At 45.6% G+C, this 16364-nt stretch carries 14 protein-coding genes; 6 read left to right on the top strand and 8 right to left on the bottom strand.

Annotation, left to right across the window (positions count from 1 at the left end):
• The first annotated feature begins 2 nt into the window (after positions 1 to 2).
• Positions 3 to 647 (top strand): lysophospholipid acyltransferase family protein, encoded by a 645-nt coding sequence (locus ACKU40_RS06110; RefSeq protein ID WP_320175631.1) that lies wholly within the window; start codon positions 3 to 5, stop codon positions 645 to 647.
• Positions 648 to 728: 81 nt separating this feature from the next.
• Here the strand turns inward: ACKU40_RS06110 and ACKU40_RS06105 are convergent, their stop codons facing one another.
• On the bottom strand, positions 729 to 3164 hold the full coding sequence (locus tag ACKU40_RS06105) for a methyl-accepting chemotaxis protein (protein ID WP_320175630.1): 2436 nt from the start codon (positions 3162 to 3164) through the stop codon (positions 729 to 731).
• 293 nt (positions 3165 to 3457) lie between these two features.
• Here ACKU40_RS06105 and ACKU40_RS06100 point away from each other — a divergent pair, with 293 nt between their 5' ends.
• Positions 3458 to 4174 carry an HD-GYP domain-containing protein gene (locus ACKU40_RS06100; protein WP_320175629.1) on the top strand — a complete coding sequence of 239 codons (717 nt, stop codon included), beginning with the start codon at positions 3458 to 3460 and terminating at the stop codon, positions 4172 to 4174.
• On the opposite strand, the gene ACKU40_RS06095 is transcribed toward ACKU40_RS06100, so the two are convergent.
• From ACKU40_RS06095 to surE, 7 genes are all read right to left on the bottom strand, one after another.
• Positions 4168 to 5061, bottom strand: coding sequence for an amino acid ABC transporter permease (locus ACKU40_RS06095; protein ID WP_320175628.1), 894 nt, complete (start codon positions 5059 to 5061; stop codon positions 4168 to 4170). The genes ACKU40_RS06100 and ACKU40_RS06095 overlap by 7 nt on opposite strands.
• Positions 5062 to 5069: 8 nt before the next feature.
• The gene (locus ACKU40_RS06090; protein ID WP_320175627.1) at positions 5070 to 5951 is read right to left on the bottom strand and encodes a transporter substrate-binding domain-containing protein; all 882 of its coding nucleotides are present in this window, start codon (positions 5949 to 5951) and stop codon (positions 5070 to 5072) included.
• Positions 5952 to 6200: 249 nt separating this feature from the next.
• Positions 6201 to 7034, bottom strand: a complete 834-nt coding sequence (locus tag ACKU40_RS06085) for a transporter substrate-binding domain-containing protein (protein WP_320175626.1) — start codon at positions 7032 to 7034, stop codon at positions 6201 to 6203.
• A 29-nt stretch (positions 7035 to 7063) separates the two neighbouring features.
• Positions 7064 to 7873, bottom strand: a complete 810-nt coding sequence (locus ACKU40_RS06080; protein WP_320175625.1) for an amino acid ABC transporter permease — start codon at positions 7871 to 7873, stop codon at positions 7064 to 7066.
• A gap of 250 nt (positions 7874 to 8123) precedes the next feature.
• On the bottom strand, positions 8124 to 9110 hold the full coding sequence (gene gap, locus ACKU40_RS06075) for a type I glyceraldehyde-3-phosphate dehydrogenase (protein WP_320175624.1): 987 nt from the start codon (positions 9108 to 9110) through the stop codon (positions 8124 to 8126).
• 229 nt (positions 9111 to 9339) lie between these two features.
• Entirely contained in the window at positions 9340 to 10263 is a 924-nt protein-coding gene (gene fba, locus ACKU40_RS06070; RefSeq protein WP_320175623.1) for a class II fructose-1,6-bisphosphate aldolase, read from the bottom strand.
• 194 nt (positions 10264 to 10457) lie between these two features.
• The gene (surE, locus tag ACKU40_RS06065) at positions 10458 to 11213 is read right to left on the bottom strand and encodes a 5'/3'-nucleotidase SurE (RefSeq protein ID WP_320175622.1); all 756 of its coding nucleotides are present in this window, start codon (positions 11211 to 11213) and stop codon (positions 10458 to 10460) included.
• A 159-nt stretch (positions 11214 to 11372) separates the two neighbouring features.
• Between surE and ACKU40_RS06060 the strand changes: the two genes are divergently transcribed.
• The 4 genes from ACKU40_RS06060 to ACKU40_RS06045 all read left to right on the top strand — a co-directional run bounded on the left by ACKU40_RS06060 (position 11373) and on the right by ACKU40_RS06045 (position 16234).
• Positions 11373 to 12407, top strand: coding sequence for an HD domain-containing protein (locus ACKU40_RS06060; RefSeq protein WP_320175621.1), 1035 nt, complete (start codon positions 11373 to 11375; stop codon positions 12405 to 12407).
• Positions 12383 to 13036 carry a dTMP kinase gene (gene tmk / locus ACKU40_RS06055; protein ID WP_320175620.1) on the top strand — a complete coding sequence of 218 codons (654 nt, stop codon included), beginning with the start codon at positions 12383 to 12385 and terminating at the stop codon, positions 13034 to 13036. Before ACKU40_RS06060 ends, tmk begins: the two co-directional genes overlap by 25 nt.
• Positions 13037 to 13519: 483 nt before the next feature.
• Positions 13520 to 14467 carry a hydrogenase small subunit gene (locus ACKU40_RS06050; protein WP_320175619.1) on the top strand — a complete coding sequence of 316 codons (948 nt, stop codon included), beginning with the start codon at positions 13520 to 13522 and terminating at the stop codon, positions 14465 to 14467.
• Between the two features lie 57 nt (positions 14468 to 14524).
• On the top strand, positions 14525 to 16234 hold the full coding sequence (locus tag ACKU40_RS06045) for a nickel-dependent hydrogenase large subunit (protein WP_320175618.1): 1710 nt from the start codon (positions 14525 to 14527) through the stop codon (positions 16232 to 16234).
• Positions 16235 to 16364: the final 130 nt, after the last annotated feature.

The following is a 16364-nucleotide window of genomic DNA, read 5'->3' as shown; positions in this document are numbered from 1 at the left end:
CCATGAAAATCAAGATTGATCCGGTCATATTTGCACCGCAGGTAGCCTTTCTTTATCGTTGGTGGGTAAGGTCAATGCGTTATGATATCAGCGGATATGAAAATATCATTGAGCCGCACAAGCAGGGCAAGCCGCTTATGCTGGCCCTATGGCATAATGAATTATTCAGCCTGATCGGTCTTGGCTTTTTGGAAAAACTTCCGCTGGTAACCATGGCCAGTGACAGCAAGGACGGACAGATCATAACTGAAGTGCTTGAGCGGATCGGATATGAAGTTGCGCGTGGTTCTTCCACTCGTGGCGGATTGAAGGCTATGCTCGGAGTAGCACGGATCATGCGCAAGAAAGGTAAGATCGGTGCTATCACAATGGATGGTCCCAAGGGGCCTCGTCATGAAGTAAAGTCCGGAATTCTGGCAATTGCCCAGAAGACAGGGGCTTCAATTATTCCCATGCGGGCTTATCCGGATAACCCTATCGTTTTTGAAAACTCGTGGGACAGGTTTGAATTGCCTAAACCGTTCATGCCATGCAAAATTTTGCTGGGAGAACCTTTCAAGGTTACCGAGGAAAAACTTGATGATGATATACTGGCCAGCGAAGCCCGTCGCCTTGAAGCGATCATGGCAAGTATGACGCTGGATTAGTTTTACTGTTATAGATATTAAAGCCGCCCTGTTCTGTATTTGGAGCAGGGCGGCTTTTTGTTTGTTACAATCCTAGAGTTGTTATATACCCGCGGCATTGCTGAGCCGTTCGATGAGCTTTTCCAATTCCTGTGCAGTCCTAGCCAATGAGGTGATGGACTTGGCTGATTCCTGCATGTCAGATTTAGTGTCACCTGCAAGCATTTTCAGATCTTCCACACTTTTATGGATTTGGTCATGGGCTTCAGATTGCTGGTCCGTAGCTTGAGCTATTTTTGCGATTTCAGTAGCAGTATCTTCAGACATTCCTGAGATTTCCTGAAATGCCTTAACTGATTTTTCTACCAATTCGCTGGCATGCTCTACAGCCTCAACTGTTTGATCTGTATTTTCAATATTGGACTGAGCTGCATTTTGGATACCTTTGATTGCATCTTCAACTTCTCGTGTAGATTGCATGGTCTTTTCTGCCAGTTTACGCACTTCATCAGCAACCACGGCGAATCCTCGGCCGGCTTCTCCTGCTCTGGCAGCTTCAATCGCTGCGTTTAATGCCAGCAGATTAGTCTGGTCGGCAATATCATTGATTACTCCGATGATTCCGCCGATAGACTGACTCTGTTCGCCGAGCTGGTGCATGTTGCTTTTTACCGTATCGGATAGGGCCTGCAGTTGATCTATCGCTACGCTGGTTTCGGTCATTGTCTGCATGCCGTCCTCTGCGCGTACGCGTGTTTGTTTAGCTTGATCTGCTGCATTTTCAGCATTGCTGACTGAATTGAGCAAGGTATGATTCATTTCAGTTATTGCCTGAGATGAGTACTCGATACGGTCAAATTGTTTTTCAGTGTTTGAGGAAACCTGATCAACCTGCGTTTCAATCTCGGATGCACCTTTGGTCAGATATTTAGAAATTGATTGTGCCTTTTCGGTGATTTCAACCATGACTTTGTGCTGCTCGCTGATCTGTTCTTCCTTGGCTTTCATGTAACTAAGGTCAACAATGATGGCGAATCCGCCGATGAGTTCATTGTCCAGATCATAAAGCGGGGCCGCATCAATGCGAACATCTCGGTAGTTATCTTTTTTGGTTTTCAAGCGCCGCTCAACATTAACAATAGGGTGTCTTTCATCGAGGCAGCGGGTTAAAATCCCTTTTTCCCCGGGAGGAGCCTGTAAAAGGTCTTTTACTGGGCGTCCGATCCAGCTCTCGCAGGATTTTCCACTTTCCAGCAATTCGCAGAGCGGTTGGTTGATGTATGAAATATTGGCCTCAGTATCAGAGATTAGACATGGAACCGTCATGCCGTCCAGCATTCCTTGCGAGAAGCCGAGCTTGTTTTTCAGCTCTGCAACCATCACCTGAATTCCATCAGCAAGTTTCTTGATTTCACTTTTGAATTTACCTTCAAGACTGGCTTTGAAATTACCGTTGGAGACCGCAGTGACAAAGTGTTCAATTCTCTCAAGTGGTCCAAGGATGGAGCTGCGTAGAAAAATAAGGGTAACCAGCACAACAATTAAAGCCGTAATTCCCGAGATGATCAGGGCAAAAATTCTGAGAGTTGTTACTGCTTCAAATGCTTCTTCCTTATGGATCTCAGAGATAAGAGCCCAGCGCGTTTTCCCTATTTCAATGGGGGCATAAGCGACAAGCTGCTCAATATCGTGACTGCTTTTCATGAGGTCGGTATTACTCTTGCCTTCCAACGCTAATTTGACTGCTGCAGATTCTATCCTTCCTTTATGCTGGTTTTTAAAGGAATTGTTGATAGTACGGTCCGGATTAAGTTCAGAATCAGAACGCATCAGAAAGTCCGGTCCAACCAGATATGATTCCCCTGTTTTCCCCATACCGCTGCGCAAGCTCATAATAGAGTTGATTTCGTTTTGCGGAATCCGTAAAGCAACGACGCCTTGAACATCTCCTGCATGCGAGCGAACAGGGGCGCAGACAAAAGCAACCGGAGTTCCGCCCATGGGCGCGTAAGGCTCGAAGTCTGCAAATACAATCTCCCCTTTGACTGCTTTTTTAAAAGCCTGTGCAAGGTTAGTGCTTTTGTACTGCCCGTTTTTAAGGTCTGCTCCAAGATCCTTTTCCTTTCTAATGGAGAATAGAACCCGGCCATAATCATTGATGAGAATTGCATCGTCGTAGCCTAGGGTCTTAACGAACGGAATAAATGGAGTTGCCGCGTATTGGTGGACTTCCTTATATTCTTCGGAAGTAACGTTTAAGGGTTGGCCCGGGATTTCATATTCTAAAGCATACTCACCGATCAGTCCTACTGCGTTGTATACTTCTTTTACGTTGGAGAAGAGCTTTACTTCGTGAAACCATTTGTCCACAAGGTCCTGCAGGTTTTTCTTCTTAGCGTCACGTACAGACTCAAGCTGTCCGAATGCTTGGGCGGACAATGCGTTTGATGCCATGTTAACACTTAAAGTTCCGACAACCAGCAGTGGTATCAGTCCAATAGCAACGCAAAATGTAATCAGCTTTAATTTCAGAGACATATATGACTCCTCCTCGACTTAATTGGAGGCAACTTATGTTCATAAAGACACATTGAGATGTCCTGAAGGTTACGTTTGTGTGAATAAATGGCGTTATTTCATGTAGATGGCTGTATTTAAAAAGGGTTTGTGTGTGAATTATCTTGTTACAGATCAAGATTTATAAATGATTTTTTTAAGATTATATTTTATTTTAAAAAGTTTAATTTAAATGCAATTGACAATCATTTTCGATTAAAATAGTCTGCCTTCCAGTTCATCGCTTACAAATTACGAATAGCTAATGGTGATCCATGAGAAAAATAATTAACTATTTTAATAGAAAAAAAGAATACGATAATAATGTAGCAAGCATGACGGTTCACCAATTTGCGGAGTCGTTAGGCAATGCAATTGACGCCAAAGATCATTATACCTGTTCACATTCAGAAGAGGTAGCTGTTGTGGCCCAAGCCTTGGGCGTGCAGCTTGGTTTAAATGATCAGGAATGCGAACTGTTACATATTGCAGGCCACCTGCATGATATAGGTAAAATCGGCCTCCCTGATTCAATTCTTAAAAAGGAAGGACGATTGACTCTGGAAGAGTATGAAATTGTAAAGAAGCATCCGGCTATGGGGGCTGAAATTGTAAAGCCGGTTGCTACGGTCTCCGGGCTGGATCGTATTCCCGGAATAATTCTTCATCATCATGAAAGGTATGATGGAGCAGGATACCCGTATGCTTTAAAGGGAGAAAACATTCCTTTCGGGGCCAGGGTTATTGCAGTTGCCGACACTCTTTCAGCAATGGCCAGTAATCGTCCGTATCGGAAAGCAATAGAGTTCAGTAGAATAATAGATGAAATTAAAACTTGTTCCGGTACTCAGTTTGATCCTGCTGTTGTGGAAGCATTTATGGGAATAACAGATCAGATTGAAAATTATTTCATGCAAGGGAATACTATTGTCGAAGGGCCTGACCCCCGGATCATTTGTGCTCCGGGGCAGCCCGTTCTAGTACATCAATGATGCGTCCCTTTGTGATTGTTCATTTTTATTTCAAGCTTACGGACTGCGATTGAACAAGGAAAAGTAAGTATAAAATACATTATGATTACCAGAGTCCATATCTCGAAAGTTCGGTAAGTGGCGGACATCAATTCCTGTCCTGCGAAAGTCAGCTCCTGAATGGAAATCACCGAGACAATGGAAGAGTCTTTAATTGTTGAGATAAACTGACCGGCCAGCGGCGGCAGAGACCTAGAAAAGGCCTGCGGCAGGATAATGTGGATCAGTTGGTTGCGTCTGTTAAAACCCAGTGCAGCTGAAGCTTCCCATTGCTCTTGATCAATGGATTCTATTCCGGCCCTAACAATTTCAGTTAGGTATGCCCCTTCAAAAAGAGCCAGAGTCAGCACTCCGGACAGAAAAGCCGGAAGCTGTTCCACAGTGCCGAACAGGGTTGTTAATATAGGTGAAGAACTGTCATCAAGAGTGTATGAAAGTTCGGTTATCCCGGTTGACTGCATAATTTGGTCGCCGAGAAAAAAATAGAAGATAAAGATGAGTACCAGCGGCGGTATATTGCGGACCAGTCCTACATAACTGCTGGAAATCATGCGTAGTAAAGGTCTTGGGCTGACTCTCCACATTCCCATTATGGTTCCGGCAACGAGTGCCAGCAGGATAGACCAGAGGGAAAGTCGCAGGGTGACCAGTAGTCCCTGCGTGAGCATGCCTGCTCTCCAGTCGCCTGAGTTACTATCATAGCGGGCAATATAGCCAGGAATTACGGACCAATCCCAGTTGTAGTTCAGGCCATGCGCAAGATGATGGAGAATTATAATAATTCCTCCCATGATACATGTCAGAAGCAGGATGTCACGGGAGGATATTTTGTTTTTTGATTCAAACATTTATAAAATCATTTTATCTGAGTCTTCCAAGGATAGCTTTTAAACCAGTAATGGTACCGAGTTTTAAGCCAGCCGTCAGAATCGCAGATCCTTATCCAGTTGTTAAGGTAGGTTAAAAAATCGTGATCGCCCTTGCGGACTACGAATCCGCTGGGTTCCCAGGCAAATCCGGATTCCATAGGCAGATACAGCTTCTTAGGATATTTTTCGGCAAGTATCTGCGGAAGAGGCTGAGACAGCATAAGGCAACACACCTCTCCGTTTAATAAAGCTTTGATTGAAGTTTCCTCATCCTTAAAAAGAACAGCCTCAGCCTTTGGGGTGTAGTTCTTTACAGCGTTTACTGCGGTTGTTCCTGTGCGTACTCCAATACGTATTCTGGGGCTATTGAAGTCTTCTAATGCCGAAAGATGTGAGGGGCCAACTTTAGCGTTATTGTAGTCCGCCCGGGTCATTTTGCCTGTTTTTACATTCTTATTGGCGACAATGGACATTGAGTTGAATTCATATGGGTCGGAAAAATTGACTTTAAGAATCCGCTCGGGAGTCATGTTCATTCCGCATATGATGATATCAAATTCGTGTTCGATCAGTGCGGGAATGATAGTGTCCCAATCCGTGGGCACGAAGTCTACTTTAACCCCCATATCTGCAGCTAACCTTTTGGCTACATCTATTTCAAATCCAACATACTGACCGTTTTGGTCTTGCATGACCCACGGTTCAAAGATTGAAATTCCAACTCTAATGGTTTCACGTTGGAGAATTTTTTCAAGAGTGTCGCCTTTTGAAAAATCTCTCCCAATGTCATCAGCCATAACCGGGAAAGTCAGACTGACCGTTAAAATTGCAATTGCGATGCTTACACTGAGAATTCTCCATAGATTCATCGTAACCTCCGATGTTTTAAATACGTTTTTTCCTTTCGAGAGATGTTAGTGTTGGCGTCGAAAAGAATGCGTGATTTAGGATGGGTCATCTTTATTGTAAGCTATATTTAATAATACTAAAAGCGGTCTATTAAATAGACATAAATGTCGCTTCAAATTTTATAAAATAATGTAGAATAGTTAAAAACAGCTTCTCTCGCGACAGTTATGTCATGAGAGAAGCTGTTTTTAATGATCTAATAGTTGTTTTTATTCTACCTGTGACTTCCAGTCTTCAGTTTTGAACCAGTAGTTGTAGCGGGCTTCGAGCCAACCTTCGGAGTTGCAGACCTTGATCCAGTTGTTCAGGTAGTTGAGGAAATCAGGATCCCCTTTGCGTACAGCGAAACCGATGGGTTCACTTGTGAAATCTGCCTGCAGGGGCAGATAAAGCTTGCCGGGGTATTTCTTGGCAAGGGTTTCTGGCAGGGGATTGGAGGCCACGAGGCAGGCAGCCTTGCCATTGAGCAGTTCCTGAATTGATGCTGCTTCATCATTGAATTTAAGGAGTTTTGCTTTAGGCAGGAAGTTTTTAGCTGCTTTTTCAGCAGTGGTACCGAGACGGACAGATACGCGGGTCTCAGCATTATTGAAATCAGCCAGCGATGATTTATCAGCAGCAACATCTTTGTTTGCTACGATGGACATCCCGCTGAATTCATAAGGATCGGAAAAATTGACCTTGAGATTGCGTTTGGGGGTGATGCCCATGCCACCTATAATTATATCGAATTTACCGGTGAGCAGGGCAGGGATGATTCCGTCCCATTTGGTGGGGATAAAGCTTACTTTTACACCCATATCCGAGGCCAGACGTTTTGCCACATCGATTTCAAAACCGATAAAGTCGCCGTTTTTGCCTTTCATAGCCCACGGTTTAAAAGTGGAAAAGCCAACTCTCAGCGTTTCACGTTTAAGGACTTTTTCAAGTGTGCTGTCCTGTGAAAGATTTTGTCTGGCATCTCCGGCCCAGACGGCGGAAGAGAGTCCCATAATCAGGATTGCGGTAGCAATACCGACGGTAACAGTTCTCCATAAGGTCATTTTTTTCCTCCAGATAGTTGATACTTGAATTACCATTCGCTTTTGAACTTGCGGGCGGTTTTATCCAATACCCACGAGAGCAAAAGCGTAATCGAAAGATATATGGCTGCAACAGTAAACCATATCTCAAAAGTTAGGAAGGTTTCAGATATTATTGATTGCCCCTGCATGGTCAGGTCGTAGATGGCGACGGTACTGACCAGTGCTGAATCTTTAACAAGAGCTATCGCCTGTCCGGCAAGGGGAGGTGCGATCCTTGGTACAGCCTGTGGAAGAATTACATTTGTATAAGCGAATTTTTTGTCTCCGCCCAAGCTGAAGGCTGCTTCCCATTGTCCTTTATCAATGGAAGTGATTCCTGCCCTGAAAATTTCAGATGCATAGGCTCCTTCAAAAAGGCTGAGAGCGATTACTGATGCCCAGAATCCATTAATGCCGATAATTGGAGCAACTACAAAATAGATGAAAAAGAGTTGAATCAGCAGAGGGGTATTGCGGATTATTTCCAGATAGATACGGGCAATCGCTTTGGCGGTGAATGAACCGGATAAACGCATGATTGCAGTTCCCAGTCCGATCATAAAGGTCAGCACAAAGCTTAAAGCAGTTATTTCAAGGGTAACTCCAAGTCCTTCCAGTAACGGTCCGGGAATAAAGTCCCCTTCTTTGAAGCTGAAAAAAAAGCCCGGAACACGGAACCATTGCCAGTTATAGCCTAATGATTCCGTTCCCTTATACAAAAGGTAGCAGAAGCAGGTTACAATTATACAGAAGAGCAGGGAGTCAAAAAGGTATTTTTTATTATCGGCCTTTAATTGTTGGCCGTCAGAATCAAACATAACACTCAAATACTATGAAATTAAACACAAATCCAGAAGGTTATTAAATTTGCCACGTCAATGACAATTTGGATGAAATGCTGGTGTTTTTTTACTGTTGAGACATGGAGCAATAATTTGCAGCAGAAAAATTGGTAGCCAGATAAATTGCGGATACTCTGGGAATGTTAATAGAGTTAAGCTGTTTCAAATAAAATCCCTCTCAATTCCGGAGAACTGAGAGGGATTTTTCATTGCGGTGGGAATGGTATTACATCATTCCGGCTACTTTGTTCATCAAGCGGACGAGCTGGTTTGTGAAGCTGGCTTCATTGTCGTACCAGATGATGAGCTTGAGCATTTTTCCGTCCATGACTTCGGTCAGCGGACCGTCAACAACACCGCCATGGGTATCGCCAAGGTAGTCGGTGGAAACGAGGGGCTTTTCTGTGTAGCCCATGTGCTCGTTAGCAGCTTTGGCAAGCACGGCGTTAACTTCTTCCTTTGTGGTTTCGCGACCGAGGTCACAGGTAAGGTCCACAAGGGAGACGTTAGGTGTGGGAACGCGGATGGACATACCGTCCAGTTTGCCTTTCAGTTCGGGAATAACCATGGTTACAGCCTTGGCTGCACCTGTGGTGGTGGGAACCATGTTTACAGCGCAGGCACGGGCACGGCGGATATCCTTGTGGGAACCGTCCAGAACCCTCTGGCTCATGGTGTAGGCATGAACAGTGGTCATCAGGCCGCGTTCAAGACCGAACTCATCGTTAATTACTTTAGCAACTGGGGCAAGACAGTTAGTGGTGCAGGATGCGCCGGAAATAATGTTGTGTTCCGGTTTAATATCAGCATCGTTAACGCCCATAACTACAGTCAGATCTGCATCAATTCCGGGTGAGCTGATGACAACTTTCTTCGCACCGCAGGCCATGTGTTTTTCACAGCTTGCACGGTCACGGAATTTGCCTGTTGTTTCAACAACCATATCACAGCCGAGGTCTTTCCAAATCCACTCGCCGGGAGCGCATCTGGTAACCTTGATCTGCTTGCCGTTGATGGTGAAGCCGTCATCGTTGGCTTCTACATCAGCATGGAAAGTACCATGAACGGAATCGTGCTTGAAAAGAAGAGCGAGGTCTTCATTTGATGCACGGGCGTTGATCGCAACAAGATCAAAATCCTTACTGTCGTGAATCAGGCGGACGAGGTAGCGCCCGATTCTGCCGAATCCATTAATACCTACTTTTACAGCCATTGCTTGTTTTCTCCTTATTCAGTCTAAGAAATCTCGAATCCGGAAAGCTTCCCTAGCTTATCCGGTTATATTCAAAATTTCAGAGGTTTGAACACAGCTGGGCCGCGATTTTCCCTGGTTGCGGCGATTCAAACCCTGAGACATTCTTCCCTTTGGCATCTAAAAAGATGCGGGTCCCTGGTCTATATTATACAGGCCGTTAATTCCCTAAAAAAACGGCCTGTAAAAATTATGCTTTATTGGAGCAGCCCAGCACGTTGATAATCTTGTGGCGGACCATTTCCTTAACGGCCTCGCGGGATGCACCCAGATAGCCCCTCGGATCAAATACGGTGGGGTTTTCGGCCATGAATTTGCGGATAACACCAGTCATTGCAAGGCGAATGTCGGTGTCGATGTTGATTTTGCAGACTGCTTTGGAAGCAGCTTTGCGCAGGAGGTCTTCGGGGACGCCCTTTGCTCCGGCAATGTCGCCGCCGAATTGGTTTGCCATGGCTACAAATTCGGGAACAACGCTGGATGCGCCGTGCAGAACGATGGGGTAGTTAGGCATCAGAGAAGCGATTTTATCCAGACGGTCAAAATCAAGTTTTGCTTCGCCGGTGAATTTGTATGCGCCATGGCTGGTTCCGATTGCGATAGCGAGAGAGTCGCAGCCTGAGCGTTCTACAAATTCAACTGCTTCGTCAGGGTCGGTGTAGATGGTTTTGTCGGAAACAACATCTTCTTCAACGCCTGCGAGACGTCCAAGTTCGGCTTCTACCCATACGCCCCTTTCGTGGGCATACTCAACAACCTTCTTGGTTTCAGCGATGTTTTCCTCAAAAGGAAGATGTGAACCGTCGATCATTACGGATGTGAATCCGCCGTCGATTACTTCTTTGCAGATCTCAAAGTTTGCGCCGTGGTCGAGATGAAGTACTACCGGAAGGTCTGTATCCAGCAGTGCAGCTTCCATGAGTTTCATGATGTAGCCCAAACCGGCATATTTTTTAGCACCGGCGGAAACCTGAAGAATGAGGGGAGCGTTCTCCTCGCTTCCCGCTTCCATGATTCCCTGAATGATCTCCATGTTGTTCACGTTGAACGCGCCAATGGCATAGCCGCCGGCATAGGCTCCCTCGAACATTTCCTTGGGCGAAACTAGTGGCATGTAATCCTCCTTAGTGGATAACTATACTTAAATGATGAAGCGGCATTTTTGCTGAAACTTATATCTGACAGACAATATATTCTGTTTGCCATACTTCCCTTGTTCAGTTGCAGTTGCCGCAAATTGGTTCCAAATACACTCTATATACCCTATCAAGAAACAAAATGTCCATATACTCTTTAAAAAGACATGGACTATATACCGAAGCTTTGCTCCAGAGTTGCAATTGCCTCTCGATCGGTGAAATCAAAATGTAGTGGTGTCATGGTAATATGGCCTTTGGTCAGCAGATCCCTGTCTGTACCGGGGCTGATTTTCTCTTTGGGCATGACACCGTTCAGCCAGTAATATTTGTGTCCTCGCGGATCTTCACGTGCTTCATACCAATCCTGCCATGAAACACGTGTATGACGACATATTTTAAGCTCCTCGGCATCCTTGACCGGAACTGCCGGGAAGTTGAGATTTACAACGGTTTTATCGCCCAGACGGTCCCAAGGTATTTTCTTGAGCAGTTCTGCGCAGTAGTCCCCCTGATCGGTCAGTTCTTCCGGTTTGAAGCTGTCGTAAGAAACAGCCATGGCCGGATAACCCATCAGCGCACCTTCGGTTGCAGCGGATACTGTTCCTGAGTATAGAATATCTACGCCGACGTTGGCTCCGCTGTTGATGCCGGAAACAACGATGTCCGGTTTTGTCTCCAGCAAGGTGGTCAGTCCGAGCTTGACGCAATCTACAGGAGTCCCGTAAACACCCAGCCCGGTAAAACCGTCTTCTTCAAATTTCTTGACTCGAAGGGGTGAAGAGAGCGATACGGCGTGTCCCACTGCGGATTGTTCCGCGACTGGAGCGACCACCTGGACATTCATTCCGGCCCTTTTAAGACCGTGATAAAGAGCGCGAAGGCCTACAGCCTGGATGCCGTCATCGTTGGTCAGTAGTATATTCATCAGTTTTCTCCGGTGGACATTTCAAAAATAATTGGACAGTCTTCCCGTGGGTTGACTATGAATACAAATTCCGGGCAGTTATATAAAAACGCCGTTGACAAGTTTAAAAAAAACGTTGCCTGTTGGCGAGGTATCAAAGCAATTCAGGAATAGCAAGAAGTGTCACAAAAATATACATATATTAAAGATCTTATAAACGGGGAGAGAGTCAAGGATATCTTTCTCGTCGGCGATGCCCAACTGCGTGAATCAAGGAACGGTCCGTTTTGGAATCTGCGTTTGCAGGATAATTCCGGTGCGGTTGAAGCAAAAATATGGAGTCCGTTAAGTCAATCTTTTCCAACTCTTGAAGCCGGAATGTTTGTTGTTGCCGGGGGGATGGTCGGATCCTTCAGGGATAAACCGCAGCTGACTGTGGAAGTTCTTGATATCCTGAATCCTGAATATGCCGGTCTGGATATCACTGATTTTCTTCCTTCGAGCAAAGAAAAGCCCGAATACATGATGCAGGAACTGGACTACCTCATTGCAGAGCACATGGTCCATATTCCTTGGAAGAAGTTCTGCCGGAAGGTGCTCAAGGATCAAACTGTTTATGATCGTCTTTTGACCGCCACCGGTGCAAAGGCTGTTCACCATGCTTATGTCGGCGGCCTGTTGGAGCATACATTGGCTGTTGCAAAACTATGTATGTCCATTTGCGATAATTACCCTGAAGTTGACCGTCAGGTGGTACTGGCTGCAGCAATTTTTCATGATTTGGGTAAGGCATGGGAACTTTCAGGTGGCCTGACCAACGATTACACTGATGAAGGGCGGTTGCTGGGGCATATCCATATAGGTGTGGAAATCCTCGAACCATTCCTGCAGAAATCAAGGGATCTTGATCCAAAGTTAAAGCTTCACTTGAAACATTTGATCCTTTCGCATCATGGCGAATATGAATTCGGTGCCCCCAAGCGTCCGAAGACACCCGAAGCGTTCATTTTACATTTTGCTGATAATATTGATGCAAAAATGAATACAATTTTCGCAGAATTAGGTAAGTTAGAAAGCTCAGAGAGCAACTGGACTCCGTATCAACGGTTTCTGGACAGGTATTTGTACAAGGCGGAAAAATCACCTGACAATCCGTCGAGCAAGTGTGAACTCAAAAAATCGGAGGCTCAATGTTCATTACCTTTGAAGGCATAGAAGGGACAGGTAAAACCACACAGATCAAGAAACTTACAACATTTCTTGAAGAGTCCGGACACAGTGTTGATGTAACTCTTGAGCCTGGCGGCAGCCGGATAGGTAAAGAGTTGCGTAAAATCCTGCTCAATATGGACAGCACCGATATTACAGGTGAATGCGAGCTTTTTCTTTATCTGGCAGATCGTGCCCAGCATGTCAGTCAGGTTATAAAACCCGCAGTCGAAGCTGGGAAAATTATAATTTCAGATCGGTTTGCGGATTCTACTATTGTTTATCAGGGGTATGGTCGCGGTCTTGATCCGAAGTTGCTGCGTGAACTTAATGACGTGGCAGTTTGTGGAAGCTGGCCTGATTTGACAATTCTTTTGGATATCGATCCGGAGATTGGCTTGAAACGGGCCATGACGCGCAACCTGCAGGAAAATAAAATGCAGGAAGAAGGGCGCTTTGAAGCTGAATCTCTGGACTTTCACAGCCGGGTTCGTGAAGGGTATTTGACCTGGGCAGCACTTAATAATGATAGAATCGTTGTTGTTGATGCTGATCAGACTCCGGATGAGATTTTTGAAGAGATTAAAGAAAAAGTGGTAGAAAGAATAAAAGGAAACTTTGTTAGTAACGGTTAGTAACTGTTTTTATATACTTTTTGCTAGACGCAACCCGTTTGGGTTGCGTCTTTTTTTTGCCGTGTTATTTTTATGTAAAAGTGTGTGAATTATGTGTTTGTTATTATGTTGTTAATGATTTGGTTTTAAGAATAAACAAAATATAATAAGATGCATGTTTGATACATAATATTTTAAAATTAATGTTACTTGGTGCGATTTTTATCTATGAGCCAGCAAAATATGCATCAAAAACAATAATTTTCCATTTGGGGTTGACGCTATCATAGTTAAATGGTTTAAGAGTAATTAGAATTTTCAATACATTAGCTTTTGTGTGAGAGGTTGTATCAAAGTGAGACTGATATCTTGAGCCAAAGCTGGTGGGTAAAAATTTAGTGTGCATTGCGGACTTTTAGGCGGGAACGTTTCCAGTCTTGAATCGAAGACTGCAATGCTTAGGGGGTAGACCCTACTATCTTTAATTAGAGGATGGAGGTTTTTATGAAATTCTCTGTGGGACTCGGAAAAGATGGAGCGGAAGAACGCCTTGAGCAGAATGGCGTCTCCCGCCGCGATTTCATGAAGTTCTGCGCAACAACCGCCGCTGTTATGGGAATGGGACCTGCTTTTGCGCCGACTGTAGCGGAAGCCCTGACTCAGAAAAAGCGTCCTTCTGTTGTCTATCTGCATGCAGCCGAATGTACCGGCTGTTCAGAAGCTGTTCTTCGTACTGTTTCTCCTTATATTGATGCTCTTATTCTCGACACCATTTCCCTCGACTACCATGAAACTATCATGGCTGCCGCCGGTCATGCCGCAGAAGAAGCACTGCATGAAGCAGTGAATTCTCCAGAAGGCTTCATCTGCGTTGTTGAGGGAGGTATCCCGACTATTGAAGGTGGAGCATGGGGTAAAGTTGGTGGTAAAACCATGCTTGAAATCGTGCAGGAAATCGTTCCTCACGCAAAAGCAACCATCTGCATCGGTACCTGCGCCTGCTACGGCGGTGTTCAGGCTGCTGCACCCAACCCGTCTCAAGCCAAAGGCGTTTCCGAAGCTCTCGGTGGCGTAACTACTGTAAACCTGCCCGGTTGCCCGACCAACCCGTTCAACTTTGTAGGTACTGTTGTTCATTACCTGACCAAGGGAATCCCCGAACTCGACGATGTCGGCCGTCCGACCCTTTTCTACGGTGAGTCCGTGCATGACAACTGTCCGAGACTCAAGCATTTTGACAATGATGAATTTGCACCTTCCTTCTCATCTGAAGAAGCTAAAAAAGGCTACTGCCTCTACGAACTCGGATGCAAAGGTCCGGACACCTACAACAACTGTCCGAAAGTCAAGTTTAATCAGACCAACTGGCCTGTTGAGGCCGGTCACCCCTGCATCGGTTGCAGTGAGCCCGATTTCTGGGATGAAATGAGTCCGTTCTACGAGCAGGGCTAGTGCTGTCAACTACATAGAAGTTTAAAGCTAACTTTCTATTCATTTGGAGGATTGTATATGTCTGGTTGCAAGGCTAAATCGGGCCCCGCTGTAATGGCGACCCCTTATGATAAAAAATACACCGGTCCGGTGATTGTCGACCCGCTTACCCGAATTGAGGGTCACCTCAAGATCGAAGTAGAGGTCGAAAACGGTAAAGTAAGTAACGTATGGAGTAGCTCTCAGCTCTTCCGCGGTCTGGAAATTATCCTTAAAGGACGTGACCCCCGCGATGCTCAGCATTTTACCCAGCGTTCCTGCGGTGTATGTACTTATACTCACGCACTGGCTTCCACCCGTTGCGTAGATAACGCTGTTGGTGTCGATAAGAACCTGCCTGAAAACGCACGTCTTATCCGTAACCTCGTACTGGGCGCCCAGTATCTGCATGACCATATCGTGCATTTCTATCATCTGCATGCCCTTGACTGGGTTGATGTCGTAAGTGCGCTTCAGGCTGATCCCGTCAAGGCTGCCAAGATTGCAAACAGCCAGTCAACTCGCGTGACCAAAGCTGAAGATCTCAAGGCTGTTCAGGAAAAACTGAAAAAGTTTGTTGATTCCGGCCAGCTCGGTATCTTCACCAATGCTTACTTTCTCGGTGGGCATGATGCTTACTACCTGCGCCCCGAAGAAAACCTCATTGCAACTGCTCACTATCTTGAAGGTCTGCATCTTCAGGTTAAGGCTGCCCGCGCAATGGCTGTTTTCGGTGCAAAGAACCCCCATACCCAGTTCACTATTGTGGGCGGCGTAACCTGCTATGATTCCTTGACTCCGAAACGTATTCAGGAATTCAAGGATCTTTATAACGAAACTATGGCATTTGTTAACGAATGCTACATTCCCGATCTGCTGATGGTCGCATCTTACTACAAAGACTGGGCCGGAATCGGCGGTACTACCAACTTCCTGACCTTCGGTGAGTTCCCGGATGTGGAAGCTGATATCAATAGCCGTTTCCTTGAGCAGGGCGTAATCATGAACCGTGACCTCAGCAATGTCATGGATTTCAACCCTGATTCCATCAAAGAAGATATCAGCCATAGCTGGTATAACGGTAACTCTTCCCTCCATCCGTACGAAGGTGAAACCGAACCCAAGTACACCAACTACGAAGACCGTGACCGCTATTCTTGGATGAAGGCTCCTCGTTACAAAGGCGAATCCATGGAAGTTGGTCCGCTGGCACAGATGCTGGTTTCCTACGCTCGCGGTAACAAGAACGTTGTTCCTGTTGTTAATCACGTTCTCTCCACTCTCGGAGTTGGACCTGAAGCACTGTTCTCCACTCTTGGTAGAACCGCTGCCCGTGGTATCGAAACCGTTGTTGCCGGTAACAAGATGGTTGAGTGGGTTAACAACCTCGAAGACAACGTTGCTTCCGGTAATACCGATCTCGCAGTTGAATGGGAAATGCCCGATGAAGCTGAAGGTGTCGGATTTGTTGGCGCACCTCGCGGTGGTCTGTCTCACTGGATCAAGATCAAGGGCGGCAAGATCGAAAACTTCCAGCTTGTTGTACCTTCCACATGGAACCTCGGTCCCCGTTGTAACCAGAACAAGATGTCCGCAGTTGAGGAAGCACTCATGGGAACACCCATTGCTGATCCCAAGCGTCCTGTTGAAATTCTGCGTACTGTTCACTCCTATGACCCCTGTATCGCCTGCGGCGTACACGTCATCGATGCTCACACCAACGAAGTTCACAAGTTCAAGATTCTCTAGTTGGTTCAAGCTTCAAGGAAATATTACGGGAGCCTGTTTACAGACTCCCGTTTTTTTAATTTCTATCTGAAATATTTGATTTTTTGGTTGTATTTCCATTCCAAATTAAGCTAGAGAGATCTATAGGGAT

Source organism: Maridesulfovibrio sp. (assembly GCF_963666665.1).
GTDB lineage: Bacteria > Desulfobacterota > Desulfovibrionia > Desulfovibrionales > Desulfovibrionaceae > Maridesulfovibrio.
This window is presented reverse-complemented; position numbering and strand designations above follow the sequence as displayed.

Excerpts from the sequence above, each read along its gene's own strand:
- ACKU40_RS06110 (WP_320175631.1), top strand. The coding sequence starts at position 3 with ATGAAAATCAAGATTGATCCGGTCATATTTGCACCGCAGGTAGCCTTT.
- ACKU40_RS06105 (WP_320175630.1), bottom strand. The coding sequence starts at position 3,164 with ATGTCTCTGAAATTAAAGCTGATTACATTTTGCGTTGCTATTGGACTG.
- ACKU40_RS06100 (WP_320175629.1), top strand. The coding sequence starts at position 3,458 with ATGAGAAAAATAATTAACTATTTTAATAGAAAAAAAGAATACGATAAT.
- ACKU40_RS06095 (WP_320175628.1), bottom strand. The coding sequence starts at position 5,061 with ATGTTTGAATCAAAAAACAAAATATCCTCCCGTGACATCCTGCTTCTG.
- ACKU40_RS06090 (WP_320175627.1), bottom strand. The coding sequence starts at position 5,951 with ATGAATCTATGGAGAATTCTCAGTGTAAGCATCGCAATTGCAATTTTA.
- ACKU40_RS06085 (WP_320175626.1), bottom strand. The coding sequence starts at position 7,034 with ATGACCTTATGGAGAACTGTTACCGTCGGTATTGCTACCGCAATCCTG.
- ACKU40_RS06080 (WP_320175625.1), bottom strand. The coding sequence starts at position 7,873 with ATGTTTGATTCTGACGGCCAACAATTAAAGGCCGATAATAAAAAATAC.
- gap (WP_320175624.1), bottom strand. The coding sequence starts at position 9,110 with ATGGCTGTAAAAGTAGGTATTAATGGATTCGGCAGAATCGGGCGCTAC.
- fba (WP_320175623.1), bottom strand. The coding sequence starts at position 10,263 with ATGCCACTAGTTTCGCCCAAGGAAATGTTCGAGGGAGCCTATGCCGGC.
- surE (WP_320175622.1), bottom strand. The coding sequence starts at position 11,213 with ATGAATATACTACTGACCAACGATGACGGCATCCAGGCTGTAGGCCTT.
- tmk (WP_320175620.1), top strand. The coding sequence starts at position 12,383 with ATGTTCATTACCTTTGAAGGCATAGAAGGGACAGGTAAAACCACACAG.
- ACKU40_RS06050 (WP_320175619.1), top strand. The coding sequence starts at position 13,520 with ATGAAATTCTCTGTGGGACTCGGAAAAGATGGAGCGGAAGAACGCCTT.
- ACKU40_RS06045 (WP_320175618.1), top strand. The coding sequence starts at position 14,525 with ATGTCTGGTTGCAAGGCTAAATCGGGCCCCGCTGTAATGGCGACCCCT.